The 23,489-nt window shown below is 66.3% G+C and carries 24 protein-coding genes, 1 tRNA gene, 1 pseudogene and 1 riboswitch; of the genes and pseudogenes, 17 read left to right on the top strand and 9 right to left on the bottom strand.

The annotated features are described in order from the left end of the window. Window positions 1-82: 82 nt before the first annotated feature. The 13 genes from ACFSJC_RS10040 to ACFSJC_RS09980 all read left to right on the top strand — a co-directional run bounded on the left by ACFSJC_RS10040 (window position 83) and on the right by ACFSJC_RS09980 (window position 10,101). On the top strand, window positions 83-631 hold the full coding sequence (locus ACFSJC_RS10040; RefSeq protein WP_386026245.1) for a zinc ribbon-containing protein: 549 nt from the start codon (window positions 83-85) through the stop codon (window positions 629-631). Window positions 632-692: 61 nt separating this feature from the next. After that, window positions 693-784, top strand: a riboswitch (glycine riboswitch). A 200-nt stretch (window positions 785-984) separates the two neighbouring features. Next, the gene (gene gcvT / locus ACFSJC_RS10035) at window positions 985-2,076 is read left to right on the top strand and encodes a glycine cleavage system aminomethyltransferase GcvT (RefSeq protein WP_386026244.1); all 1,092 of its coding nucleotides are present in this window, start codon (window positions 985-987) and stop codon (window positions 2,074-2,076) included. 87 nt (window positions 2,077-2,163) lie between these two features. Continuing rightward, window positions 2,164-2,556: a glycine cleavage system protein GcvH gene (gcvH, locus tag ACFSJC_RS10030; protein WP_386026243.1), complete on the top strand. Its 393-nt coding sequence runs from the start codon at window positions 2,164-2,166 to the stop codon at window positions 2,554-2,556. Window positions 2,557-2,616: 60 nt separating this feature from the next. Next, window positions 2,617-3,984: an aminomethyl-transferring glycine dehydrogenase subunit GcvPA gene (gene gcvPA, locus ACFSJC_RS10025; protein WP_386026241.1), complete on the top strand. Its 1,368-nt coding sequence runs from the start codon at window positions 2,617-2,619 to the stop codon at window positions 3,982-3,984. 211 nt (window positions 3,985-4,195) lie between these two features. After that, entirely contained in the window at window positions 4,196-4,693 is a 498-nt protein-coding gene (gene tpx / locus ACFSJC_RS10020; protein ID WP_386026239.1) for a thiol peroxidase, read from the top strand. Window positions 4,694-4,764: 71 nt separating this feature from the next. Next, complete coding sequence (gene gcvPB, locus ACFSJC_RS10015; RefSeq protein ID WP_386026237.1) at window positions 4,765-6,234, top strand: aminomethyl-transferring glycine dehydrogenase subunit GcvPB; 1,470 nt, start codon at window positions 4,765-4,767, stop codon at window positions 6,232-6,234. After that, window positions 6,227-6,598 (top strand): diacylglycerol kinase, encoded by a 372-nt coding sequence (locus ACFSJC_RS10010; protein ID WP_386026235.1) that lies wholly within the window; start codon window positions 6,227-6,229, stop codon window positions 6,596-6,598. The genes gcvPB and ACFSJC_RS10010 overlap by 8 nt, the downstream gene beginning before the upstream one ends. 126 nt (window positions 6,599-6,724) lie before the next feature. Then, window positions 6,725-7,255: a molybdenum cofactor biosynthesis protein B gene (gene moaB / locus ACFSJC_RS10005; protein ID WP_386026233.1), complete on the top strand. Its 531-nt coding sequence runs from the start codon at window positions 6,725-6,727 to the stop codon at window positions 7,253-7,255. A gap of 10 nt (window positions 7,256-7,265) precedes the next feature. Further along, window positions 7,266-8,519: a molybdopterin molybdotransferase MoeA gene (locus tag ACFSJC_RS10000; RefSeq protein WP_386026231.1), complete on the top strand. Its 1,254-nt coding sequence runs from the start codon at window positions 7,266-7,268 to the stop codon at window positions 8,517-8,519. Window positions 8,520-8,523: 4 nt separating this feature from the next. After that, window positions 8,524-8,778 (top strand): molybdopterin converting factor subunit 1, encoded by a 255-nt coding sequence (gene moaD, locus ACFSJC_RS09995; RefSeq protein ID WP_386026229.1) that lies wholly within the window; start codon window positions 8,524-8,526, stop codon window positions 8,776-8,778. A 100-nt stretch (window positions 8,779-8,878) separates the two neighbouring features. Further along, window positions 8,879-9,067 (top strand): hypothetical protein, encoded by a 189-nt coding sequence (locus ACFSJC_RS09990; protein WP_007039806.1) that lies wholly within the window; start codon window positions 8,879-8,881, stop codon window positions 9,065-9,067. Beyond that, window positions 9,052-9,363, top strand: coding sequence for a type II toxin-antitoxin system RelE/ParE family toxin (locus tag ACFSJC_RS09985; protein WP_007039807.1), 312 nt, complete (start codon window positions 9,052-9,054; stop codon window positions 9,361-9,363). Before ACFSJC_RS09990 ends, ACFSJC_RS09985 begins: the two co-directional genes overlap by 16 nt. Before the next feature lie 96 nt (window positions 9,364-9,459). Further along, window positions 9,460-10,101, top strand: coding sequence for a hypothetical protein (locus ACFSJC_RS09980; protein WP_386026227.1), 642 nt, complete (start codon window positions 9,460-9,462; stop codon window positions 10,099-10,101). Window positions 10,102-10,211: 110 nt separating this feature from the next. Here ACFSJC_RS09980 and ACFSJC_RS09975 read toward each other — a convergent pair whose 3' ends face one another. Together ACFSJC_RS09975 and ACFSJC_RS09970 are read right to left on the bottom strand one after the other, a co-directional pair. Next, entirely contained in the window at window positions 10,212-13,445 is a 3,234-nt protein-coding gene (locus tag ACFSJC_RS09975) for an efflux RND transporter permease subunit (RefSeq protein WP_386026225.1), read from the bottom strand. Beyond that, window positions 13,438-14,538 (bottom strand): efflux RND transporter periplasmic adaptor subunit, encoded by a 1,101-nt coding sequence (locus ACFSJC_RS09970; protein WP_386026223.1) that lies wholly within the window; start codon window positions 14,536-14,538, stop codon window positions 13,438-13,440. The genes ACFSJC_RS09975 and ACFSJC_RS09970 overlap by 8 nt, the downstream gene beginning before the upstream one ends. A gap of 263 nt (window positions 14,539-14,801) precedes the next feature. Here ACFSJC_RS09970 and ACFSJC_RS09965 point away from each other — a divergent pair, with 263 nt between their 5' ends. Then, window positions 14,802-16,619 carry an AMP-dependent synthetase/ligase gene (locus ACFSJC_RS09965; RefSeq protein WP_386026221.1) on the top strand — a complete coding sequence of 606 codons (1,818 nt, stop codon included), beginning with the start codon at window positions 14,802-14,804 and terminating at the stop codon, window positions 16,617-16,619. Between the two features lie 42 nt (window positions 16,620-16,661). Further along, window positions 16,662-16,735 (top strand) — tRNA-Gly (locus ACFSJC_RS09960). A 242-nt stretch (window positions 16,736-16,977) separates the two neighbouring features. Here the strand turns inward: ACFSJC_RS09960 and ACFSJC_RS09955 are convergent. From ACFSJC_RS09955 to ACFSJC_RS09925, 7 genes are all read right to left on the bottom strand, one after another. After that, window positions 16,978-17,511 (bottom strand): AAA family ATPase, encoded by a 534-nt coding sequence (locus tag ACFSJC_RS09955; RefSeq protein ID WP_386026219.1) that lies wholly within the window; start codon window positions 17,509-17,511, stop codon window positions 16,978-16,980. 5 nt (window positions 17,512-17,516) lie between these two features. Next, a complete protein-coding gene (locus ACFSJC_RS09950; RefSeq protein WP_386026217.1) occupies window positions 17,517-18,893 on the bottom strand; it encodes a CoA transferase in 1,377 nt (458 codons plus the stop codon). Window positions 18,894-18,958: 65 nt separating this feature from the next. Continuing rightward, window positions 18,959-19,156: an aminotransferase class III-fold pyridoxal phosphate-dependent enzyme gene (locus tag ACFSJC_RS09945; protein WP_386026215.1), complete on the bottom strand. Its 198-nt coding sequence runs from the start codon at window positions 19,154-19,156 to the stop codon at window positions 18,959-18,961. A 13-nt stretch (window positions 19,157-19,169) separates the two neighbouring features. Next, a complete protein-coding gene (locus tag ACFSJC_RS09940) occupies window positions 19,170-19,301 on the bottom strand; it encodes a hypothetical protein (protein WP_386026214.1) in 132 nt (43 codons plus the stop codon). Further along, complete coding sequence (locus ACFSJC_RS09935) at window positions 19,298-20,140, bottom strand: PfkB family carbohydrate kinase (RefSeq protein WP_386026212.1); 843 nt, start codon at window positions 20,138-20,140, stop codon at window positions 19,298-19,300. Before ACFSJC_RS09935 ends, ACFSJC_RS09940 begins: the two co-directional genes overlap by 4 nt. After that, window positions 20,137-20,853, bottom strand: a complete 717-nt coding sequence (locus ACFSJC_RS09930; RefSeq protein WP_386026210.1) for a glutamine amidotransferase — start codon at window positions 20,851-20,853, stop codon at window positions 20,137-20,139. Before ACFSJC_RS09930 ends, ACFSJC_RS09935 begins: the two co-directional genes overlap by 4 nt. After that, complete coding sequence (locus ACFSJC_RS09925) at window positions 20,850-21,650, bottom strand: YggS family pyridoxal phosphate-dependent enzyme (protein WP_386026208.1); 801 nt, start codon at window positions 21,648-21,650, stop codon at window positions 20,850-20,852. Before ACFSJC_RS09925 ends, ACFSJC_RS09930 begins: the two co-directional genes overlap by 4 nt. Before the next feature lie 70 nt (window positions 21,651-21,720). Here ACFSJC_RS09925 and ptsJ point away from each other — a divergent pair, with 70 nt between their 5' ends. Further along, on the top strand, window positions 21,721-23,022 hold the full coding sequence (ptsJ, locus tag ACFSJC_RS09920; RefSeq protein ID WP_386026206.1) for a MocR-like B6 salvage transcription factor PtsJ: 1,302 nt from the start codon (window positions 21,721-21,723) through the stop codon (window positions 23,020-23,022). 188 nt (window positions 23,023-23,210) lie between these two features. Beyond that, window positions 23,211-23,396 (top strand): annotated as a pseudogene (locus ACFSJC_RS09915) (LysR family transcriptional regulator); the annotation flags it as partial. Window positions 23,397-23,489 lie beyond the last annotated feature (93 nt).

The following is a 23,489-nucleotide window of genomic DNA, read 5'->3' as shown; positions in this document are numbered from 1 at the left end:
GAGACCGAGCGGGGGTTTTGCTATCCTAGCCTCGACGGCCGCCGAGCGGTCGATTCTCCACTGGAGCATCCGGAGGTAGCACATGACCCAGGATCAGAAGAACGAAACGGTCGACAAGCTGGTGCAGGCTTACGAGCGGATGCTCAAGCAGACGCACGAGGCCATCGAAAAGGCGGAGGAATCCGCACCCAAATTCCGCGAGATCCTCGAGAAGACCCGCGACAACATGGTCGAGCTCGGCGAGCTGAGCCGCGAGGAGGCCCAGAAGGTCTCCGAGTACATCCGCCGCGACATCGAGGACGCGGCCAACTACATCGCCGAGACCGGCCAGGACATCCGCGACTGGTGGCGCTTCGACCTGGAGCTGATGGAAAAGCGGATGATGGACATGTTCCGGATGGTCGCCGATCAGACCAGCCTGCAGCTGGCGCGCTGGGCCGAATCGGCGCGCCAGATGAGCCTCTATCAGGCCGGCGAGATCACGGGGCCGGGCACGCTGGTCTGCGACCGCTGCGGCGCCGAGACCCATTTCGTCAAGGCTGGCCGCATCCCCCCCTGCGCCGATTGCGGCGGTACCGTGTTCCGCCGCCAGAGCGACCCGAACGACAGGGACGACACGACTGCGAACTGATCCCACGTCGGGCGGATCGGCTGGAAATCCGGCCGATCCGCGCTTATAGTTCCGGTTCGTGTCATGTCCCGCGGGAGAGACCGGCTCGCGAAGCCGGCGCCGAAGGCGCAACGCCGCCCGGAATCGCTCAGGCAAAAGGACCGCTGGAATAACGACCGACTCTGGAGAGCGGTGACGGCATCATCGGCCGCCACCCACCGACGGGGCAGCAGCTCGGCACTCGAGGTGCCGGCTGCAAACTCTCAGGTCTAGGACAGAGGGGCGATGTCGGGGTCAGCGGACCTCGGCCTCGTGTCGTCGTCGCCGCCCAACGGGCCGGGACGACCCCTGACCAGGTCCACTTGGAGAGTCGAATGGGACGACAGACCCCACTATTTTCAGAGCACGAGCGCCTCGGCGCCCGCATCGTTCCCTTCGGCGGCTGGGACATGCCGCTGCACTACGGCTCCCAGATCGAGGAGCATCATGCCGTGCGCCGCGCCGCCGGCATGTTCGACGTCTCGCACATGCGCCCGGTCGACATCGAGGGCGGGGATGCGCAGACCTTCCTGAGACGCCTGCTCGCCAACGACGTCGCCAAGCTCCAGTCGCCCGGCAAGGCGCTCTACAGCTGCATGTTGAATCCGACCGGCGGAGTCGTCGACGACCTCATCGTCTACGCGCGCGGCCCGAACCGCTATCGCCTCGTCGTCAACGCCGGCACCGCAGACAAGGACATCGCCTGGATGCGCGAGCACGCCCAAGGGGCGGCGCTCGACATCCGTCCCCGCGACGATCTGGCGATGATCGCCGTCCAAGGCCCCGAGGCCCGCGCCCGAACCGAACCGCTCCTGCCCGAGGACGTGCGCGCCGCCGCCATGGAACTCCAGCCGTTCTTCGGCGCCGAGGGCGCGCATTGGTTCGTCGGGCGCACCGGCTATACCGGCGAGGATGGATTCGAGATCATGCTGCCGGCCAGCGAGGCGGCGGATCTGTGGCGGGCACTGGTGGAGGCTGGCGTGCAACCCTGCGGACTCGGCGCGCGCGACACGCTGCGCCTGGAGGCCGGCATGAACCTCTACGGCCAGGACATGGACGAGGAGATCGGCCCGCTCGAATCCGGCTTGGCCTGGACCCTCGCCTGGGAGCCCGCCGATCGCGACTTCATCGGGCGCGAGGCATTGACCAAGCTGCGCCAGGACCCGGAGCGTCGCATCTTCGTCGGCCTGCTGCTCACCGAACGCGGCGTCATCCGCAACCACCAGAAGGTCCTGGTCGAGGGGCGCGAGGTCGGCGAGATCACCTCGGGTGGATTCTCGCCCACCCTGGAGCGCTCCATCGCCCTGGCGCGGGTCGCACCGGGGATCGGAGAGACCTGCGAAGTGGAGATCCGTGGCAAGCCCGTCGCGGCGCGTCTGGTCAAGCCGCCCTTCGTACGCAACGGCAAGATCCGCATCGATCCGTAACGACCAGGGCATCGACCCCATTCCAAGCGCCGATGCCGCCCCATTGAAATATCGACGGGTCCCGACCGGACCATACTGGAGAACGACATGAGCGACCTGCCAAACGAACTGCGATACACCAAGACCCACGAGTGGGTGAAGGACAACGGCGACGGCACCCTGACCGTCGGCATCACCGATCACGCCCAGGAGGCGCTCGGCGACATCGTCTTCGTCGAGGCACCCGAGGCCGGTCGTGCCCTGGACGCCGAGGAGGCCTGCGCCGTGGTCGAATCGGTCAAGGCCGCCTCCGATATCTACAGCCCGCTGGCGGGCGAGGTGATCGAGTCCAATGCCGCGCTGACCGACACCCCGGACGCCATCAACGTCAGCCCCTACGGAGACGGCTGGATCTTCCGCATCTCGCCCGCCGACATGAGCGCGTTCGACGCCCTGCTGGATGCCGCCGCCTACGAAAAGGTCGTCGAAGACGAGGCCTGACCGAACCGCTTGCCGCGCACTTTCTTGACGGGTCCGCCTCGCGGACCCTGGAACTCATCTATGCCTTTCGTACCCCATACCAGCGAAGACATCGCCGCCATGCTGCAGACGATCGGCGCCGATTCGATCGCGGCGCTCTTCGACGAGATCCCCGCCGAATTGCAGGTTGGCGAGCTGGCGGACATCCCTGCGGGGATGTCCGAGATGGAGATCGCCGCCCTGATGCAGTCGCGCGCACGCGCCGACGGCCAGCCGATCTGCTTCATTGGCGCTGGCGCCTACGATCACCACATCCCCGCCGCCGTGTGGCAGATCGCCACGCGCGGCGAGTTCTACAGCGCCTACACCCCCTATCAGGCCGAGGCCAGTCAGGGTACCTTGCAAGTGCTCTATGAATTCCAGTCGATGATGAGCGCGCTCACTGGACTGGACGTCTCCAACGCCTCGCTCTACGACGGCGCCTCCGCGCTCGCCGAGGCGGTGCTGATGGCGGTGCGGGCCAATCGCAAGAACAAATCGACCCGCATTCTGATGCCAAAGGCGCTGCACCCCGCCTACCGGCGCACCGTGAGGTCGATCGTCGAGAACCAGGACATCGAACTGATCGAGGTCGATTTCGACCCCAAGAGCGGACAGACCCCGATCGCATGCGTCGAGGCCGCCGCCGGCGACGCCGACCTTGCCGCACTGGTCGTCGCCCAGCCCAATTTCTTCGGTGTCCTCGAAGACGTCGACGCCATGACCGACTGGGCTCACGCCCGCAACGCGCTGGTCATCGGAGTGGTCAACCCGATCGCCCTGGCCCTGCTGTCTCCGCCCGGCGACTGGGGTGCCAAGGGCGCCGATATCGCCTGCGGCGAGGCCCAGCCGCTCGGCATGCCCTTGTCGTCCGGCGGACCCTACGCCGGTTTTCTCTGCTGCCGGCAGGAGCATGTGCGCCAACTGCCCGGGCGCATCGCCGGACGCACGCTCGACCTGGACGGCAAGCCCGGCTTCACCCTCACGCTCCAGGCGCGCGAGCAGCACATCCGGCGCGCCAAGGCGACATCCAACATCTGCACCAATCAGGGATTGCTGGTCACGGCCGCCACGATTCACATGGCACTGCTCGGCGCGGAAGGGCTGGAACGGGTCGCGGCCAACTGCCATGCCAACACGAGCACGCTGGTCGAGATGCTGTGCGCGATCCCCGGTGTCGAACCTGTATTCGAGGGCGCGGTCTTCCATGAACGCGTGCTGCGCCTCCCGGCCCCCGCTGCCGATCTGCTCCGCGCGCTGGCCGAGCACAGCGTGCTCGGCGGACTCGACCTGAGCGCGGACTATCCCGAACTCGGCTCGGCGCTCCTGGTCTGCGCGACCGAGACCCGAACCCAGGACGAGATGCGAAGCTATGCCGACGCCCTGGCACGCATCCTCGCCACGCGCTGAAGGCTAGCGGCCGAACAGTTGACGAACGATGGGGGCGGGCTATTCTGATCGACCGCGCAGCAGCCGCAGACGCCCTTCATCAGGTTTCGGGGCATTTGTTTGGCCGAGTCCGACACCACATGGATGACCGGACGGAACGCCTCGACTCCCGTCGGACACTGGCTCACCAGGACAGGTTTCGGATCCATCACAACTCGAATCGGAGATTCCCATGGCTCAAACCGCACTGCAAGGAAACCCCGTCACCCTCAGCGGCGATCTACCCGCCGTCGGCGGCAAGGCGCCCGACTTCAGGCTGGTCGACAAGGACCTGGCCGACAAGTCGCTGGCCGACTTCGCCGGCAAGAAGAAGCTGCTGAACATCGTGCCCAGTCTCGACACCCCGGTGTGCGCCACCTCGACCAAGAAGTTCAACGAGGCCATGGCCGCCAAGGCCGATGCCGTCGCGCTGGTCGTCTCGGCCGATCTGCCGTTCGCCATGGGCCGCTTCTGCGGCGCCGAGGGCGTCGACAACGTCATCGGCCTCTCGATGATGCGCTCGCACGACTTCGCCAAGGACTACGGCGTCCTGATCGAGGACGGTCCGCTGGCCGGCATCACCGCCCGCGCCGTCGTGGTCCTGGATGCCGACGATACGGTGATCTACACCCAGCTGGTGCCCGAGATCACCCAGGAACCGGACTACGAGGCCGCCCTGGCCGCACTCTGATAGAACCGTCGGCGGACGCCGGCCGATGCCGCGTCCGCCGCTCTCATTTCCTCACCGACCGCCGAACCGCCATGCTGATTTACGATCAATCCCGACCGGGCCGCCGGGCCAGCGCCCAGGCACCGCTCACCAAACCCGAGATCTCGGACATCCCGGCCGGACTGCGTCGACGCTCCCGACCCGCCCTGCCCGAGGTCTCGGAGATGCAGGCGGTGCGTCACTACACCCGGCTGTCGCAGAAGAACTTCTCGATCGACACCCATTTCTACCCGCTCGGCTCCTGTACCATGAAGTACAACCCGAGGGCCTGTAACAGTCTGGCCATGCTGCCCGGCTTCCTCGGCCGCCATCCGCTGGCGCCGGACAGCCACGGCCAGGGCCTGATGGCCTGTCTCCACGACCTGCAGGAGATCCTCAAGGCCGTCACCGGCATGCACGCCGTCTCGCTCGCGCCCTCGGCCGGCGCCCAGGGCGAGTTCGCCGGCGTCGCCATGATCCGCGCCTACCACAAGGCGCGCGGCGACCATGCCCGTACCGAAATCCTGGTCCCGGACGCGGCGCACGGCACCAACCCGGCCTCGGCGGTCATGTGCGGATTCAAGGTGCGCGAGATCCCGACCGGAGACGACGGCGACGTCGACCTGGACGCACTCAAGGCCGCTGTCGGCCCCCAGACCGCCGGCATCATGCTCACCAATCCGAGCACGGTCGGCGTCTTCGATCGGAACATCCAGGCCATCGCCCGCACCGTGCACGATGCCGGCGGCCTGCTCTATTACGACGGCGCCAACCTCAACGCCATCCTCGGCAAGGTCCGCCCTGGCGACATGGGCTTCGACGTCATCCACATGAACCTGCACAAGACCTTCTCCACCCCGCACGGCGGCGGCGGACCGGGCGCGGGTCCGGTGGGCGTCTCGCCGCGTCTCGAACCCTTTCTGCCGGTCCCTCTGGTCACCTTCGACGGCGACACCTATCACTGGCAGACCGAAGCCGAGCGCCCGGAGAGCATCGGCCGTCTCACCGCCTTCGGCGGCAACATGGGCATCCTGCTGCGCGCCTATGTCTATGCCCGCATGCTCGGGCGCGAGGGCATGGGGCGGGTCGCCGACTTCGCCACACTGAACGCCAACTATCTGATGGCACGACTGAAAGAGGCCGGATTCGAGGCTGCCTACCCCGAGCGTCGCGCCAGCCACGAGTTCATCGTCACGCTCAAGCCCGAATCGCGGCAATTCGGGGTGAACGCCATGGACTTCGCCAAGCGTCTGCTGGACTACGGCTATCACGCCCCGACCACCTATTTCCCGCTCCTGGTGCCGGAGTGTCTGCTGATCGAGCCGACCGAGACCGAGAGCAAGGAGGATCTGGATGGATTCGTCGAAGCCATGATCGCCATCCGCCGCGAGGCCGAGGAGAACCCCGATCTGGTGAAGGGCGCGCCCCACACGATGCCAGTACGCCGTCTCGACGACGTCCGCGCTGCCCGTCAACTGGATCTGGCCTGGCGCCCCAGCGCAAGCGAGAACATCAATGGCTAATCAGAACGCCAAGGGATGGCGCCGTGTCGTCCATGCCTTCGGTTACTCGATGAAGGGCTTCAAGGCCTGCTTCGAACTGGAGGAGGCATTCAGGCAGGAGGTCTTCATACTCGTCCCGCTACTCCCCTTGGCGCTCTGGCTCGGCGAGACGCCGGTCGAGCGCGCCATCCTGGTGGGCAGCCTGCTGATCGTGCCCATCGTGGAGCTGCTGAACTCGGCGATCGAGGCCAATGTCGACCGCATCGGACTGGAGCGCCACGAGCTCTCGGGACGGGCCAAGGATATCGCCTCCGCCGCCGTCTTCAGCAGCATCGCCCTGTGCATGCTCATGTGGGCACTCATCCTGGTGCCCAAATGGCTCTGAGCCTGTCGAACACCCTTGATGTCGATGCGGATGAATTCGCACCTACGCACTGCGGCAGAATGAGCACCTCTCGAATACGGGTAGCTGGCGACCGACCGCTAAACCAATAACTAAAGGTGGATGACCATGGGCGGACACTTCGTCGAGCAGGATTTCCTGCCTCTCAAGATCGCCGTTCTGACCGTCTCCGACAGCCGGAGCGAAGACCAGGACACCTCGGGCAAGCTGCTCAAGGAACAGGCCGAGGCGGCCGGTCATACGGTGGTCGCCAAAGAGATCGTGCCGGATGACATCTACCGGCTGCGCGCCGTCGTCTCGCGCTGGATCGCCGATCCGGAGGTGAACGTCGTCCTGAGCACCGGAGGCACGGGCGTCACCGGGCGCGACAGCACGCCCGAGGCGCTGCATCCCCTGCTGGACAAGGAGATCGAGGGCTTCGGCGAACTCTTCCGCCAGATCTCATTTCAGGAGATCGGCGCCTCCACGCTCCAGTCGCGGGCCTTCGCCGGACTGGCCAACGGCACCTTCCTCTTCTGTCTGCCCGGATCGACCGGCGCCTGCCGCACCGCCTGGGACCAAATCCTGTTGCCCCAGCTGGACATCCGCACCCGCCCCTGCAACTTCGCCCAGCTGATTCCACGCCTGCGCGAGCATTGAGACGACGCCCATGAGCCAAGGCAACGACTGCGACACCGCACCCGAAGCGAAACGCACGCTCACCAAGCAGGAGGCCATCGACTTCCTGGCCTCCCGCGTCGAGCCGATCGCCGACACCGAAACCCTGGCGACCGAGGCCGCACTGGGACGCGTGCTGTCGGAACCGGTCGTCAGCAGTATCCAGGTCCCCGGCTGGGACAACAGCGCCATGGACGGTTATGCCATCCGCCATGCCGACCTCGCCGAGCACGACGGCCGCTTGCCGGTCGCCCAGCGCATCCCGGCCGGAACCGCCGGCGCCCCGCTCGCTCCCGGCACGGCCGCGCGCATCTTCACCGGGGCGCCGGTCCCTGAAGGCACGGATACGGTCGTGGTCCAAGAGGTCTGCGAGCGCGATGGCGACCATGTCATCATCCCGACCGACATCAAGCCCGGCGGCAACATTCGCCGCGCCGGCGAAGACATCGAGGCCGGATCGACGGTGATCGCCGCCGGAACCCGGCTGGCCCCGCAGCATCTGGGGCTCGCAGCCTCGGTCGGCGTCGCCGAGTTGCGGGTCTATCGCCGTCTGCGGGTCGCCGTGTTGGCGAGCGGCGACGAGCTGGTCATGCCCGGCACGCCCCTGGGACCGGGCCAGATCTACAACTCCAACCGATTCGCGCTCATCGGCCTGCTCCAGTCCCTGGACTGCGAGGTCGTGGATCTGGGCATCGTCGCCGACACCCTGGAGGCGACCAAGGAGGCACTGCGCCGAGGTGCCGCGTCGGCGGACCTCATCGTCGCCAGCGGCGGGGTTTCGGTGGGCGAGGAGGATCACATCCGACCCGCCGTCGAGGCGCTCGGCACCCTGGAGCTCTGGAACATCGCCATCCGACCCGGCAAGCCGGTCGTCTTCGGCCGGGTCGAGGGCACGCCCTTCTTCGGCAGCCCCGGCAATCCGGTCTCGCTGTTCGTCACCTTCTGTCTCTTCGGCCGCCCCATCGTGCGACGTCTGCAGGGACTGACGGGCGATGCGGCACCTCGGACGCTCAAGATCCGCGCCGGATTCGACTGGCCCAAACCGGACAAGCGCACCGAGTTCCATCGCGCCCGCATCGAGACCGGCGCGGATGGCGAACCCGAGCTGGCGGTCTATCCCACCCGCTCATCGGCCGTGCTCTCCTCGGTCGCCTGGGCGGATGGCTTCGTCGAGATCCCGCCCGGACGGACCTTCCAACGCGGCGATCTGGTCGACTTTCTCTCCTTCAGCGAACTGCTGCACTGACGCCATGCTGCGCATCCTCTATTTCGCCAGTCTGCGCGAGCGCCTTCAGACCGAGGGGGAGTCGCTCGCGCGGCCCGACTCGGTCCTCACGGTCGAGCAATTGCGCGATCATCTGCGCGATCGCGGCGGGATCTGGTCCGAGGCGCTCGATTCGGAGGCGTCCCTGCTCTACGCGGTCAATCAGGAACTCGTCCGGCCGGACGCCACACTCGGCGACGATGACGAGGTCGCCTTCCTCCCGCCGGTGACCGGCGGCTGAGATCGCCGCTCGGCGCCATTGCCCCGACCGGGCCGATCAGGCAGGCTATGTGCGTTCGAAATTCAGTTGACGATCGATCTGCGTCAAGAGGGTCAGAGGCATGTTGAGCGCGAAACAGGAAGTGACCGAATTGCTGCGTCGCCTGCCGGACGACTGCACGCTGGAGGATATCCAGTACCATCTCTACGTCATGGAGAAGCTGCGCAAGGGCCGCGAGGACATCGCCCTCGGACGCGGCTATCTCAACTCCGAGGCCAAGCAGCGGTTGGATCGATGGCTGGAGAGCTGATCTGGTCGCGCACCGCCCTGGATGATTCCGAGGCGATCGTCGCCTTCATCGCCCGCGACTCCCAGGTCCAGGCCAGACGCTTCGTCGAGAAACTGGTCGACACCTGCGAGCGTCTTCTGGTCCAGCCCGCGCTGGGATCCCTGCCGCCAGAATCGAGACGGGAGGGCATCATGGAGTACGGTCTCTACAGCTTTCGCATCCTCGGCGAACATCAGGGAAACGACCTGCATCTGCTCGCGGTCGTTCCCTTCCACTCCTGGAACACCCCGATGAGCGTCTCAAACCTGACGCCTTAGCTGCCTGCACGCGAATCCCGGATCTTCGGACCAGGCACCGCTGTCCCAATGGCATCGGAAAACGACGCAAGACCACCTCCACGCGGGGCCTCACCCATGCTGACGCACATCCTCCGAACGGTCGCGACACGCGTGACGCTCCTGGGCATCATCGGCGGGCTCGCCGGCTGTGTCGTCGCCCCGCCTGTCGTCGAGCAAACCTGGCCCAGCGGATACGACGCCTATCTGGTCGACGGCACCACGGCCCCGGATGAAGGCGATCGGGACGAGGCCTATTATCCGGACGACTCGCCCCGGATCAGCACGCACCTCTACTTCGGCTACGGGCCGATGTTCCTGTACGACTCGCCTTTCTACTACTACCCCTCGCTCTGGTATTACCCCAGCCCCTGGTATTACCGCTCGCCCTGGTATTACCCGACATATCGTGACTATCGGATAAAACGCTATCGGTATCGACGCGACCGTGACCATCGTTGGAGCGATCGGGACCGCAACCGGGGTCATGGCGATCGAGATCGAAACGATCGCCGACATCCAGACCGTCGCCCACCGCGCAACGACAACGGCGGCGATCGGAAACCGCGCCCGACACCAACCGAACGCCCACGAAACCACGACCGCTCCTATCGCTCCAACGACACCCCGCCGAGCCGGCGCGGCTACAGACCCTCGCCGAGCAATACCGACACCCCGACAGGGCGCCGGATCTACAAAGGCAACGCGCAACGCCAATAACGTAACCCGGGGGCAGCACAGCGAAACCCGGGAACACCCTCGAAGCCGGACATGACGGTGCCCCCGGATGGAGCGATCGCTCCATCCGGGCGACGAGACGCCGTGCAATCTCAGGCGGTCGAGGTGCGGATCCAGTCCACCCGCTTGCGCATGACGCCGTAGTAGACCACCGGGATGACGATCAGGGTCAGCAGGGTCGAGACGAAGAGCCCGAACAGCAACGAGACGGCCAGCCCGGAGAAGATGGGATCGTCGAGGATGAAGACGGCCCCGGCCATGGCGGCGACGGCGGTCAGGGCGATCGGCTTGGCGCGCACCTCGGCGGAGCTGATGACGGCCTCCTCTAAAGGTTTGCCCTCGCGGACCTGCTGATTGATGAAATCGACCAGCAGAATGGAGTTGCGCACGATGATGCCGGCCAGGGCGATCATGCCGATCATGGAGGTCGCGGTGAACTGGGCACCGAGGAGCGCATGCCCCGGAAGGATGCCGATCAGGGTCAGCGGAATGGGTGCCATGATCACCAGCGGCACCAGATAGCTGCGGAACTGGGCGACCACCAGCAGATAGATGAGGATCAGCCCAACGCCATAGGCAATGCCCATGTCGCGGAAGGTCTCGTAGGTGATCTGCCATTCGCCGTCCCATTTGAGGCTGTACTCATAGGGGTTGGTCGGCGCCTGACGGTACCATTGCTGCAACCCCATATCGTGGCTCAGGGTGCCGGCCATCTCGAACATGCCATAGAGCGGACTGTCGATCTGCCCCGCCATGTCCCCGGTCACATAGACCACGGGCAGCAGATCCTTGTGATGGATGCTGTGCTCGCGGGTGCCGTCGACGATCGAGAGGATCTCAGACAGCGGCACCAACTGACCGGAGGACGCGCGCACCCGTAGCGCCAGCACCTGCTCCAGATCGGCCTTGTCGGCCTCGCTGTAGCCGACCCGGATCGGCACCGCGTATTTGACGTTGGCACCGTGCAGATAGCTCACGTCCTCGCCGTCCAACACGGTCGAGAGCGCGGTCGCGACACTCGATTGCTCGACTCCGAGACGCGCCGCCTTGGCGCGATCCACCACCAGGGTCAGCTTGCGTGAGGGAAACTCGACCGAATCGTCGACATCGACGATGTCGGGCGTCGATTCGAAAACATCGCGCACCTGCTTTGCGACCCGAATCTGACCCGCGTAGTCGAGTCCATAGACCTCGGCGACCAGCGGCGATAGCACCGGCGGCCCGGGCGGAATCTCGACGATCTTGGCATTGCCATCGTAGCGTCTGGCGATATCCTGCAGCGGACCACGCAGCTCTCCGGCAATGGTGTGGCTTTTCTTGTCGCGGTGATGCTGGTCGATCAGATTCACCTGTAGATCGCCCAGGTTGGCGCCCTCGCGCAGATAGTACTGACGCACCAGACCATTGAAGTTGATGGGCGCCGCCGTGCCGGCATAGGTCTGGTAATCGGTGACCTCCGGCACGCCCGAGAGATAGTCGCCCATCTCCGCGAGCACCCGTGCCGTCTGCTCCAGACTGGTCCCCTCGGGCATGTCGAGCACGACCTGGAACTCGCTCTTGTTGTCGAACGGCAGCATCTTGAGCACCACGGTGCGGTTGACCGCGAGCCAGATGGATCCCGCAATCAGCAGCAGCACGCTGGCGAGCAGCAGCCAGCGGTTGACGATACCGCGCCGTCCGACGAGAAAGGGGGTCATGAGCCCGGAGAAGACCCGGTCCAGCCAATTCCGTTCAGCGTCAGCGCCCTCATGTCCGGCGTGCGCGTGCGCCATCGAGGCGCGCCCCAACATGAAATTGGTCATCCAGGGCGTGAAGACGAAGGCGACCATGAGCGAGATGAGCATGCCCATGGAGGCGTTGATCGGGATAGGGCTCATGTAGGGCCCCATGAGACCGCTGACGAAGGCCATGGGCAGCAGGGCGGCGATGACGGTGAAGGTCGCCAGGATGGTCGGACCGCCGACCTCGTCGACCGCGCGCGGCATCAGATCCAGCAGACGCCCCTTGCCCATCGCCATGTGCCGATGGATGTTCTCCACCACCACGATGGCGTCGTCGACCAGGATGCCGATCGAGAAGATGAGCGCGAACAGCGAGACCCGATTGAGGGTGAAGCCATAGGCCCAGGAGGCGAAGAGCGTCAGGGCCAGGGTGACGATGACTGCGGCGCCGACGATGATGGCCTCGCGCCAGCCGATGGCGAAGAGCACCAGCAGCACCACCGAGGCGGTCGCGAAGGTCAGCTTGCTGATCAGTTTCTTCGCCTTGGCGTCGGCGGTCGCACCATAGTCGCGGGTCACCGTCACCTCGACATTCTCGGGAATGACGATGCCCTTCAACTGCTCGAAACGCTCGATCAGGTCCTGAGCCACCTCGACCGCGTTGACGCCGGCCTGCTTGGCCACCGCAATGGTCACGGCCGGGGTGGAGCCGGCCAGATCCACTCCCGTCAGGGTGCCCGCCGGCCCGGCCCCCATGCGCACATAGGTCTCGGGCTGTTCGGGACCGCGCTCGATGGTCGCAACATCGCGCAGAAAGACGGGACGCCCGCCGTGCAGCCCCACGACCAGATCGCCGATCTGCTCGGGACTGGAGAGGAAGGTCCCCGCCTGGACCAGGATCTCCTGATTGTCCGAGGTCACCGCCAGATCGTCGCGGGTCAGGTTCCCCGCCTGGAGGGCGTTGCGCAAACCGGCCAGATCGATGCCATAGCCGGCCAGGGTCTCGGGCTGCAACAGCACCCGCACCACCTGTTCCGGCATGCCGAGGGTATAGACATCGCGGGTGCCCGGAACACGCTTGAGTTCCTGTTCGATGGCGTGCGCGACCTGCCCCAGCTCGAAGGCGCCGACCTGGTCATCCTTCGACCAGAGCGTAGCGGTCAAAATGGGAACGTCGTCGATACCCTTGGGTTTGACGATGGGCGTGCCGGCGCCCAGGTTGGCGGGCAGCCAGTCCTGGTTCGAGAGGACCTTGCTGAACAGACGCACCACGGCGTCCGTGTTGTCCTCGCCGACCCTGTACTGGATAGTGAGAACCGCCATGCCGGTTCGCGACACCGAATAGACGTGCTCGATGCCCTTGATCTCGGAGAGCACCTGCTCGGCCGGACCGGCGACCAGATTCTCGACCTCGGAGGCCGACGCGCCCGGCAAGGGAATGAAGACGTCGGCGAAGGTGACATCGATCTGAGGTTCCTCCTCGCGCGGCGTCACCATCACCGCGAAGAGCCCCAGCAACAGCCCCACCAGGGCCAGCAAGGGGGTGATTTCTGTGGCCTGAAAACGACTGGCGATCCGGCCGGCGATGCCGAGTCGCTCAGTCATGACCGCTCTCCCCCGCCGCATCGATCCGCATCTGAGCCTGCTCCTTCAGCAGCACCCCGGCTGCGATCGGGTCCAGCGCTACCCGCTCATCCGCCGTTAGACCGGCCAGGACCACGTAGGCGTCCGGCAGTGCGCGGCCCAGACGGACCTGACGGAAATGCACGCGCCCATCCGCGCCGACCACATAGACGCCGGTCACCTCGGAGCGGTGGACGACGGCCTTGCGCGGCACGGTCAGCTCGGACTTCTCGCCGACGATGAAACTGGTCTTGACGAACATACCCGGAAAGAGCGCACGCAGCCTGTCTCCCGACTGGGTGGGCAGATCGATGCGCACCTTGAAGGTGTTGGAGCCCAGGTCGGCATAGGGAAAGACGGTCACCTTGCTGGTTTCGATCATCTCTCCTTCTGATAGATAGACCCGCGCAAGCGGCTTCGGCTCGGCATCCGAGTGAGAGCGCCGAATCGCCGGGATGATGCTCTGGGGCACATCGACCGTGACTCGCAGCTCGTCGAGCGAGATCCCACTCATGATGGGCGAACCAGGACTCGCGATCTCGCCGAGTTCGACATGACGGTGGGTGACGATCCCCGAGTAGGGTGCGCGGATCTCGGTATAGGCCAATTGCTCGCGCGCCTCCTCCAAGCGCGCGGCGGCGGCATCGAGTGCGGCCTGGGCGCTGGCCAGATCGGCCGTCGCCTTGTCCATGGCCGAATCCGAGACGTTCTTCTTGCGATAGAGGCCCGCGACCCGCTCGTGCTCATCCTTGGCCTGCTGCAAACGCGCCGTTGCCGATTTGAGATCCGCCGCCGCCTGGCTGACACGGGCACGGTGCTCGGTGTCCTTGAGGCGGGCGAGCAGCGCGTTCTTCTCCACGAAGTCGTCGACATCGTAGAAGATTTCCTGAACCTGGCCTTGAGTCTGGGCCGAAACTGTCGTGCGGTTGACCGCCTCGACGATCCCGTCGAGGCGGTATTCGCGCGGCAGCGTGTGATAGCTGGCGAGGGCGGTTTCCAGTGGCTCGGCGGCAAACGGCTGAACACCGAATGTGAGCGATGCGGCCAGCACCGCAAGATATTTGATCGAACGCATGTAGATGGCTTCCTTAATATATTAGCCGTCTCTTAATTAGATTTTTCTAATATCGCATAAACCGACGGCATTTCAAGCCCGAGCACCTCTCCGCTATCGCGTTGACCTGCAAGCATTGCAAAACGATGACGGCCTTTTACACTTGGCATCCGCTTGCTGGACCTCGCCATTCCAGCCCGCATGAACCGATACGGCAGGACCCCTGACGCCCATGAGTATGGAGCCCGTCGAGGTATGGCCCATAACCACATGAGGATAGCCCAGTGAACCCATGGTCCGAGGATTTGATTGCGATCGAGCGCGCCAGAACCCTGGACGGACTCTTTCTGCAGCGGACTATCCGATCGCCCGAGCGCGTCGCCTACCGCTACCATGAGCGCGGCAACGGCTGGAAGGAGCTCACCTGGCGCGAAATGGGCACCTGGGTCGCCCGTTGGCGCCAGGCGCTGGCGGCCGAAAACCTGGAGCCTGGAGACCGCGTCGCCATCCTGCTGCGCAACTGTCCCGACTGGATCATGTTCGATCAGGCCGCCTTCTCGCTCGGTCTGGTCACGGTCCCGCTCTATACCGACGACCGCGCCGACAACGCCGCCTATATCCTGCAAGACGCGGCGGTCAAGACCCTGCTGATCCAGGACGCCGGACGCTGGCGCCGGCTCGCCGAGGTGGTCGGCGACGCCACCTGGCCGCTGCGGGTCGTCATTCTCGAACCCAGCCCAGCCGCCTACGAACTCGCCGAAGAAGACCCTCGCGTGGTGGTCGCCGAGCGCTGGCTGCCCGAATCCGCCCCCGCACTACAGCCGCGCATGGGCGATCCCAATAGCCTGGCCACCATCGTCTACACCTCCGGCACCACCGGACGCCCCAAGGGGGTGATGCTCAGTCACCACAACATGCTCGCCAACGCGCACGGCGTGATCACGCTCATCAACGTCTACCGCGAGGATGTCTTTCTCTCCTTCCTGCCGCTCTCGCACATGCTGGAACGCACCGGCGGCTACTACCTGCCGCTGATGGCGGGCGCGACCGTGGCCTACGCCCGATCCATCGCCCAGCTCGCGGAGGACATGCAGACCATCCGCCCGACGGTCATCATCGCCGTCCCGCGCGTCTTCGAGCGCATCTATCAACGCATCGCCGATCAGTTGGAGGCCAAACCGGCTCCAATCCGCTGGCTGTTCAACACGGCGGTAAAGGTCGGCTGGCGCTCCTTCCAGCGCACGCAGGGACGTGCCGGCTGGCACCCGACGCTGCTGCTCTGGCCGTTCCTGAGACACAAGGTGGGCACCCCGGTCATGGAGCGACTCGGCGGACGCATACGTGCCGCCGTCAGCGGCGGCGCCGCCCTGCCAAGCAGCGTCGCCCGCACCTTCATCGGACTGGGTCTGCCGCTCATCCAGGGCTACGGACTGACCGAGACCAGCCCGGTGGTGAGCGTCAATCCACTGGAAGCGAACGTCCCAGAAAGCGTCGGCCCCCCCATCCGAGGCATCAAGGTCCGCATCGGTGCCGACGACGAGCTTCAGATCAAGGGGCACTGCGTCATGATGGGGTACTGGAACAACCACGCCGCGACCACCAAGGTGCTGTCGCAGGACGGCTGGTTCCACACGGGAGATCAGGCGCGCATCGAGAACGGGCGCGTCTACATCACCGGTCGGCTCAAGGACATCTTGGTGCTCTCCAACGGCGAGAAGGTTCCGCCTGGAGATCTCGAGCTGGCCATCAGTCTGGACCCGCTGTTCGACCAGACGGTCGTCCTCGGCGAGGGCCATTCCTATCTCACCGCACTGCTGGTTCTGAACGCGGACCTATGGAGCGGCCTCGCCCGAGAATACGGCCTCAATCCGGAAAGCGCCGACAGCCTCGACGACCCGCAACTGCACAAGGCCATTCTCAAGCGCATCCGTTTCGCCCTGCGAGACTTCCCAGGCTATACCAAGATCCGCCGCGTCACCCTCACGCTCGAACCCTGGTCGATCGACAACGGGCTACTGACCCCCACGCTCAAAATCAAACGCAACAAGGTCGTCGAACGCTATCGCGACGCCATCGAAGCGATGTACAGCATGGACAGTTGAGCTTGCCTAGCGGGCGGTAAGTGCATAAACTACTCGTCTGTCGCGGGTGTAGTTCAATGGTAGAACAGGAGCTTCCCAAGCTTCTAACGTGGGTTCGATTCCCATCACCCGCTCCAATCCCGACAACCCTGGAGTCCCAGGGACTGTTGAGCCTTAGTATCAAGGCGCATTTTCCTCCATACCCCGATCCAGCGCCCTCCAGCGAAATCCACTGACAGCCGGTCAAAACCGGTACATCGCAATTCCTCAGAGGTGTACGCCTGCCTGGGAGTCTCTGCATCCTCGTCTCCAATGTAGACGTCAGCTTACGTCACCCTTGGAAGACGATATTCCGGATGAACCTCAATCTCGTCCGCCCTCAGCCGCACTGAATCGCTTCGAGAACGCAATCGGCGCGCTCGGCCACACCGGTGCGCGGAAGCAACCTGACCTCGTAGCCGAGTGCCCGGTAGGTCGCGTCCAGGTGGGCGTATTCGGCCGCTGCCTCGGAAAGGCCATGCCGCCGCTCCTCGTCCGCGCGATAGATCTCAGGCCAGGGGGGCGCGAGGAACACGAGCCGCCCATAGGGACGGGATTCGCCCAGGCTTTGCGACAATGGCACCCGGCAGAGTCGCTGAAGCCCGGCGGCGGCGTCGATCAGCCCTCGGTCGAAGAAGGCCGGGGCGGCGATCCCCGCCACGTCTTCCAGATCCGCTGCGGCGACACGAAGCGCCTCACGCAGAAAGGCGGCCATGTCGGCCCATGGCACGGCATCGCCGCCCTGTCGGATCTGCTCGGCGATGATCCTCCGGCCTGGTTCGGCGACGGTGACATGGCCGCGCCGCTGCAATTCCACGAGCAGGGTGGACTTGCCGCCGCCGGAGCACCCCGAAATGACCACCTGAGGCTGCATTGGCGTCACCAGCTCGGACCATGCGTGCCCGGCGGCACCGACGGCCGCGCATAGCCGGCCGGCGTTCGCGACAGTCGCGCGCTGGGGCGCACGGCGCGCAGCAGGCCGAAGCCGGAGGGCTCATCGGCGAGCCAGGGCGAGAGGTCCGGTCTGCTAGCCAGCAGTCCATTGTCGATGCGCCCGAGTCCGCGCAGCCAGTGCCCGGTCTGCGCCAGCGATACCTGCACGTGCCAGCTTCCACCTTCGCGCTGCTGGCGCCACAACGCCGTGGCGGCACCGAAGGCCATCAGGAAGCCGCTGGCCTGGTCGAGGATCTGCATCGGCAGCGCGCGTGGCTTGCCGTCGCCCGCCGCTTCGCCCTCGGCGTGGTTGAACCCCATCGCCGTCTGTACCAGCGAATCGAAACCCCGTCGGCCGGCCCAAGGGCCCTGGGTGCCGTAGGCGCTCAGCGACACGACGACGATGCCGGGGCGGCGCGCGGCCAGCGTCTCGGGCGAGAAGCCGAGTCCGGCCAGACCGCCGGGCCGATAGCCCTGCGAGAACACATGGGCCGTTTCGACGAGTCTCCACAGCGCTTCGCGCCCGGCCTCGGTGCGCAGGTCGATGTGCGTCGAACGCTTGCCCCGACTGGTCTCCGCGATGGCCGCGATGTTGGGTAGGTTGGGCGAATTCACCAGCATCACGTCGGCGCCGAATGAAGCGAGCGCCCGCCCACCCGCAGGGCCGGCGAGGATGCGCGTGAGGTCGAGCACGCGCAGACCGGTCAGCGGACGGGTATCGGCTTCCAGCGCCGGCAGTGTCTGCGGCGGCGCATCGCCGATCCGGGCGATCGTCATCAGTGGCTGCGCGGCCACGGCCTGGCCCTGGGGTGTGGCGTCCCACTCGGAGAAGCGGCGCAACGCGGTGGCCACCAGGGCGTGATCGGTGGCGACCTGCTCGAAGTCCAGCGCCCTCCAGCCGCGCATGGCCTGCTCCGCATCCGCGCGCGTGGCGTTCGCCGGGTCCAGGCCCAGTAGACGCAGCGCGCCGTCGCGGTGGTGTCGGAAGTTGGTGTGGACGCGCACCTGGCCGTCGGCGCAGCGGTACAGACCCGCGAACGGGTCCCACAACTCGGACTCCTTGCCATCCAGCGTGAACCAACCCGTGCTTTCGGCGGCGGCCTGTGCCATGTCCACGGCGACACGTTGGCGCGGCGCCCCCCGTGCATGGCCCAGTTCGCAGGCGGCGAGTGCGGCCGCGGCGATGCTCACCTGCGCGGCGGTGCCGACGGCGAAGGAGGACGGAAACACCGGATCTTGTCCCGTCAGGTCGATCTCGGCCAGCGCCTCGGGTGGCAGCTCGCCCAGGGACCAGAGTGCGCCCAGCGCATCGTGTGAATTCATCGGATGGACTCCTCACAAAACGTTCGCCCGCGTGATATGTGCAGCTCCATCGATTGACGCTCCATTCAGGGTGCGACGCCCTGGACGGAAGGCATGCGGATGCTCGGGCTGTCCCACGCTGATGACGCCGGGCAGCGCACCGTCGGAATACCGTTGCCCAGACCCTTGGCTATCGTCACCACGTCGGGGCGCACCTGCGCATGCTGATAGCCGAACCAGGCGCCGGTGCGGCCCAGACCAGTCTGCACCTCGTCGATCATCATCAACCAGGCATGCTCATCGCAGTGTCTTCGCAATGCCCGCAGGTAGTTCGCCGATGTGAGCCGCCGCCTTCGCCCAGGGCGTCTCGCTGCCGAACCGGCCGAGCAGCCGTCCGTGCCGGTAGATCACAAGGCGGTAGGCGTTCATGGCTTGGCACTCCTGCCCGGCGCGTGGATTGCCAATTCCTCCCAACCCAGGTGCCGGGTCAGGTCGAGCCGCTCGGTCGTCTCCCGGCAGGCCCGATCGACGGCCTGTGAGACCTCGCAGCCGAGCAGGAGATGACCGGTCAGGCGCGCGGCGAAGTAGTCGCCGACGCCCTTCACCGCGCAGGGCACCCGAGGATGCTCGAAGAGGGTCGATGTGCCGTCGCGCGTCTCCAGCAGTGTCTGGACGACGGCGCCTTCGGGATCGCCCTGGACGCTGGTCACCACGATCCATTGGGCTGCCCCGTGCAACAGCGCACGGGCGGCCTCCCGGCAATCGTCCAGTCCGCGCAGCCTCGTACCGGTGAGCTGCTCCAGCTCGAACCGATTGGGGACGAGGCCGTGGGCAGCGGGAACCAGGCGTGTGGTCAAGGCCTCGGCCATGCCGTCGGCCACGTACACCCCGTGGTCGTAGTCGCCGATGACCGGGTCCAGGTGCAGGCGCAGGTGTGGGTGGCGCTCGTGTATCCGCGACCACCAGGACGCGAGGATCCGTGCCTGTGCTGGATCTCCAAGGAAGCCGATCTGCACGACGCGAGCGCGGTCGGGGATGCCGCGTGCCTCCAGGTCGTCCAGCCAGCCGGCGAGCCAGGCCTCGGGGACCGCTCCGCCATGGACCGAGGGGTAGTGCGGGGTGTTGCTGAGCAGCGTGGTCGGCACCGCTGCCGCGAGCAGGCCGCATGCCTCCAGCGCGGGAATCGCCGCGTTGTTGCCGACGCGCCCATAGACCACCTGGGACTGGATGCTGATGACATCGACGGGAACAGGACGGGTCGGCGTCATTCCGCAAGCGCCTCTGCGTCCCGCTGCCGGTCCAGCCATGCGCCGATCGTGCGGCGTGCCGCTTCAGCGAGTGCCGCGCCATGCTCATCGGCATCGGCTCGCAAGGCGTGCGGATCGACGCCGGCCTGCGCCAGTTCGCCGCAATGGCCAACGAGCCAGCGCTCGATGCGGCCGGCGTCGGCCTCCAGGTGGAACTGCAGCCCCAGGACCCGATCGCCGACCGCATAGGCCTGCTGCGCGCAACGATCCGTACCGGCCAGCAGCCGGCCGTTCGCCGGCAAGTCGAAGCGATCGCCGTGCCAGTGCAGCACCGGCACGCCGGCCAGCGGAGCCAGCACCGACTGCCGCCCCTCGTCGGTCAGCGTCAGCGTACCGAAGCCGATCTCCTTGAAGCCCATGGGCGTCACGGCGGCGCCCAGCAGGCGGGCGATCAACTGCGCACCCAGACAGATGCCGAGCAGCGGCCGTCCGCTGGCCAGGCGGCGTTCGAGCAGGCGCAGCTCGTTCGCGAGGAAGGGGTAGGCCGCCTCGTCGAAGGCGCCGATCGGCCCGCCCAGCGCGATGAGGAGGTCGCTCGCGTCCGCATCCAAGCCGGACAGATCGTCCTCGGCGGGGTCCAGGTAGCGCACCTCGAAGCCGCGCTCGCGCAGCAGCGGCTCCAGGGTGCCAAGGTCTTCGAAGTGGATGTGGCGCAGGGCCAGTGCGGTCTTCATGCGGTCTGCTCCGATGGAGTCGATGTGGCGGCCCGGTCGTCGGGCCAGTAGTGGCTGTCGGGCGTTGCGCGGGCGCCGAAGATGGCCTGGCCGACGCGCACGACGGTGGCGCCTTCCTCGATCGCCAGCTCGAAATCGCCGGACATGCCCATCGACAGCTCGTCCATGCCGATGCCGGCCGGTGCCTCCTGGCGCAGGCGCTCGCGCAGTTCGCGCAGCAGCACGAAACAGGGACGGACCCGCGCCGCATCGGCGGACAGCAGCGCCAGGGTCATCAGGCCACGCACGCGCAGGGCGGAGAACGCCGGCAACTCCCGCACGAAGGCCGCCACCTCCGCAGGCGGCAGGCCGAACTTGCTGGCCTCGCCCGAGGTGTTGACCTGCACCAGCACATCGAGCGCACGGCCCTCGGCCTGCAGGCGGCGGTCCAGCGCCTCGGCCACGCGCAGGCTGTCCAGGGCCTGGAACTCGCTGGCGAAGCGCGCCACGACCTTGGCCTTGTTGGTCTGCAGGTGGCCGATGACCGACCAGCGCAGGTCGGCGAGGTCTCCCATCGCCTCGGCCTTGCGTTGCGCCTCCTGCACCTTGTTCTCGCCCAGTTCACGGCAGCCGGTGGCGTAGGCCAGGCGTATGCGTTCCTCCGGCACGGTCTTGCTGACCGGCAGCAGGCGCACACCGGCCGGGTCACGCCCCGCGCGGGCACAGGCATCGGCAATGCGTTGGCGCACCGCCGCCAGGTTGCGCCGGAAGTCATCGACGCCGTGCGCAGTCGGCCAGGAAGCGATCTGCTGGTTCATGGACAATGGGTTCTCCGCACCGCTAATATTGTCATATGACAAAATATACATTGTCACGGGACAAATGAAAATGACCGGAAACACCGCATCGGACATCTTCGAGCGCATTCGCCGCGAGGCGCATGCTGGCCGGCTTGCCGCAGGCCAGTCCCTGCCGCCCGTGCGCGAGATGGCCGAGCAATTGGGCGTCAACCGCAACACGGTCGCCGCCGCGTATCGCAAGCTGGTGGCCGCCGGCATTGCCGAAACGCTGGGCCGCAACGGGACGGTGATCCGGCAAGCGGTGCGCCTCGCCGAGCAGGAAGGCCTGGCGCCCGGCTCGGCGCTGGCGGACCTGGCCAGCGGCAATCCGGACCCGGCCTGGTTGCCCGATCCGCTACAGGCACTGGCCGCCAGCGGCTACCGGCCCACGCTCTATGGCCAACCGGTGCTCGACCCGGCGCTCGAACGGCTGGCGCGCCAGTGGTTCGGTCCCGATGTTCGTGAAGGGGACGGATTGGTGCTGACCCATGGTGCGGTGGACGCGGTCGAGCGCCTGCTGGCCGCATACCTCGTGGCCGGCGACAAGGTGGCGGTGGAAGATCCGTGCTTCCTTGGCAGCCTCAACATCCTGTGCTGCGCCGGCCTGACAGCGGCTCCGGTGGCGATGGATGCACAAGGCATGCGCCCGGACGCGCTGGAAGCGGCACTGGCCGACGGCGCTCAGGCGGTGCTGTGCACGCCACGGGCGCAGAACCCGACCGGTTGCTGCCTGAGCGAGACGCGTGCGCGCGAACTGCGTCTTGTGCTCGCCCGTCATCCGCATGTGCTGGTGATCGAGGACGATCACTTCGCGCTGCTGGCCAAGGCGCCGTTCTTCTCCGTCGCTCCGTCTTCCACCACGCACCGGGCGCTGGTGCGCTCGGTCTCCAAGGGCTTCGGCCCGGACCTGCGGCTGGCCTTCGTCGTCACCGATGCAGGCACCGCTGCGAGGCTCGGCATGCGGCTGGCACCTGGCACGACCTGGGTCAGCCACCTGTTGCAGACGACAGTGCGGAGCCTGCTCGGGTCGGAGGAGGTCAGGGCGCGCCTGCGCGCGGCCAAGGATGTCTATGCCGTGCGCCGCAAGGCCCTGATCGACGCCCTGGGTGCCGAAGGCATCGCCGCCCAGCAACCCTGCGATGGTTTCAACCTGTGGATTCCGCTGCCGGAAGACAGCGACGCCTCCCGCCTCGTGCAGTCGCTGGCACAACGGGGCTGGTCGGTGCGAACGGGCGATCCCTTTGCGATCACGCCCGCCCTCCCCGCGCTGCGCGTCACGATTTCGACGCTCGAACCGGCAGACGCGGCACGCTTCGCCGCGCAGTTGCGCGAGTGCCTGGGAGGCGCATGAAACCGGCCTGCATGACATCGTGCCTGTTCTCTCGCGAGTCCGTCTCCGTGTCGGTTCATGGTGTGCAACAGCGTCCGTTTCAGCCGGATACCTCCCTCGGTGCGGCCCTACCCCGATGCAGTGGGCCAACCCCAAACCGTTTAATGCGTCCATGAACGACCCATGAACTCCAGGAGGGCGAATCCCCCATGCGCATCCCTGTCCCGTTGAATGCCTTGCGAGCCTTCGAGACCGCCGCGCGTCATCTCTCGATCAAGGATGCGGCCCTGGAACTCGCGGTTACACCCTCGGCGGTCAGCCATCAGCTGCGCATACTGGAAGACATGCTCGGTGTCGAGTTGCTGCGCCGCGTTGGAACGCGGCTGGAACTGACCAGCGCCGGTCGCCGGTTGGCACCTAGCTGTCAAGTCCCCGAAGATTGTATACGCGTTTTTTGAATAGTTCGGGGCGTTTCTCAGCCCAGTCCT

The organism is Thiorhodococcus fuscus, from assembly GCF_042682685.1.
GTDB lineage: Bacteria > Pseudomonadota > Gammaproteobacteria > Chromatiales > Chromatiaceae > Imhoffiella > Imhoffiella fuscus.
The sequence above is the reverse complement of the archived record's forward strand: the minus strand, read 5'-3'. Positions and strand labels throughout refer to the sequence as shown.

Bases quoted from the DNA above. Each gene is read 5' to 3' on its own strand.
- gcvT (WP_386026244.1), top strand. From the start codon at position 985: ATGGGACGACAGACCCCACTATTTTCAGAGCACGAGCGCCTCGGCGCC.
- ACFSJC_RS10010 (WP_386026235.1), top strand. From the start codon at position 6,227: ATGGCTAATCAGAACGCCAAGGGATGGCGCCGTGTCGTCCATGCCTTC.
- ACFSJC_RS09940 (WP_386026214.1), bottom strand. From the start codon at position 19,301: ATGAACGCCTACCGCCTTGTGATCTACCGGCACGGACGGCTGCTCGGC.
- ACFSJC_RS09975 (WP_386026225.1), bottom strand. From the start codon at position 13,445: ATGACTGAGCGACTCGGCATCGCCGGCCGGATCGCCAGTCGTTTTCAG.
- ACFSJC_RS10040 (WP_386026245.1), top strand. From the start codon at position 83: ATGACCCAGGATCAGAAGAACGAAACGGTCGACAAGCTGGTGCAGGCT.
- moaD (WP_386026229.1), top strand. From the start codon at position 8,524: ATGCTGCGCATCCTCTATTTCGCCAGTCTGCGCGAGCGCCTTCAGACC.
- gcvPB (WP_386026237.1), top strand. From the start codon at position 4,765: ATGCTGATTTACGATCAATCCCGACCGGGCCGCCGGGCCAGCGCCCAG.
- ACFSJC_RS10000 (WP_386026231.1), top strand. From the start codon at position 7,266: ATGAGCCAAGGCAACGACTGCGACACCGCACCCGAAGCGAAACGCACG.
- ACFSJC_RS09925 (WP_386026208.1), bottom strand. From the start codon at position 21,650: ATGAACCAGCAGATCGCTTCCTGGCCGACTGCGCACGGCGTCGATGAC.
- gcvPA (WP_386026241.1), top strand. From the start codon at position 2,617: ATGCCTTTCGTACCCCATACCAGCGAAGACATCGCCGCCATGCTGCAG.
- ACFSJC_RS09945 (WP_386026215.1), bottom strand. From the start codon at position 19,156: ATGATGATCGACGAGGTGCAGACTGGTCTGGGCCGCACCGGCGCCTGG.
- ACFSJC_RS09935 (WP_386026212.1), bottom strand. From the start codon at position 20,140: ATGACGCCGACCCGTCCTGTTCCCGTCGATGTCATCAGCATCCAGTCC.
- ptsJ (WP_386026206.1), top strand. From the start codon at position 21,721: ATGACCGGAAACACCGCATCGGACATCTTCGAGCGCATTCGCCGCGAG.
- ACFSJC_RS09930 (WP_386026210.1), bottom strand. From the start codon at position 20,853: ATGAAGACCGCACTGGCCCTGCGCCACATCCACTTCGAAGACCTTGGC.
- ACFSJC_RS09980 (WP_386026227.1), top strand. From the start codon at position 9,460: ATGCTGACGCACATCCTCCGAACGGTCGCGACACGCGTGACGCTCCTG.
- moaB (WP_386026233.1), top strand. From the start codon at position 6,725: ATGGGCGGACACTTCGTCGAGCAGGATTTCCTGCCTCTCAAGATCGCC.
- ACFSJC_RS09990 (WP_007039806.1), top strand. From the start codon at position 8,879: ATGTTGAGCGCGAAACAGGAAGTGACCGAATTGCTGCGTCGCCTGCCG.
- tpx (WP_386026239.1), top strand. From the start codon at position 4,196: ATGGCTCAAACCGCACTGCAAGGAAACCCCGTCACCCTCAGCGGCGAT.
- ACFSJC_RS09970 (WP_386026223.1), bottom strand. From the start codon at position 14,538: ATGCGTTCGATCAAATATCTTGCGGTGCTGGCCGCATCGCTCACATTC.
- gcvH (WP_386026243.1), top strand. From the start codon at position 2,164: ATGAGCGACCTGCCAAACGAACTGCGATACACCAAGACCCACGAGTGG.
- ACFSJC_RS09955 (WP_386026219.1), bottom strand. From the start codon at position 17,511: ATGCAGCCTCAGGTGGTCATTTCGGGGTGCTCCGGCGGCGGCAAGTCC.
- ACFSJC_RS09985 (WP_007039807.1), top strand. From the start codon at position 9,052: ATGGCTGGAGAGCTGATCTGGTCGCGCACCGCCCTGGATGATTCCGAG.
- ACFSJC_RS09950 (WP_386026217.1), bottom strand. From the start codon at position 18,893: ATGAATTCACACGATGCGCTGGGCGCACTCTGGTCCCTGGGCGAGCTG.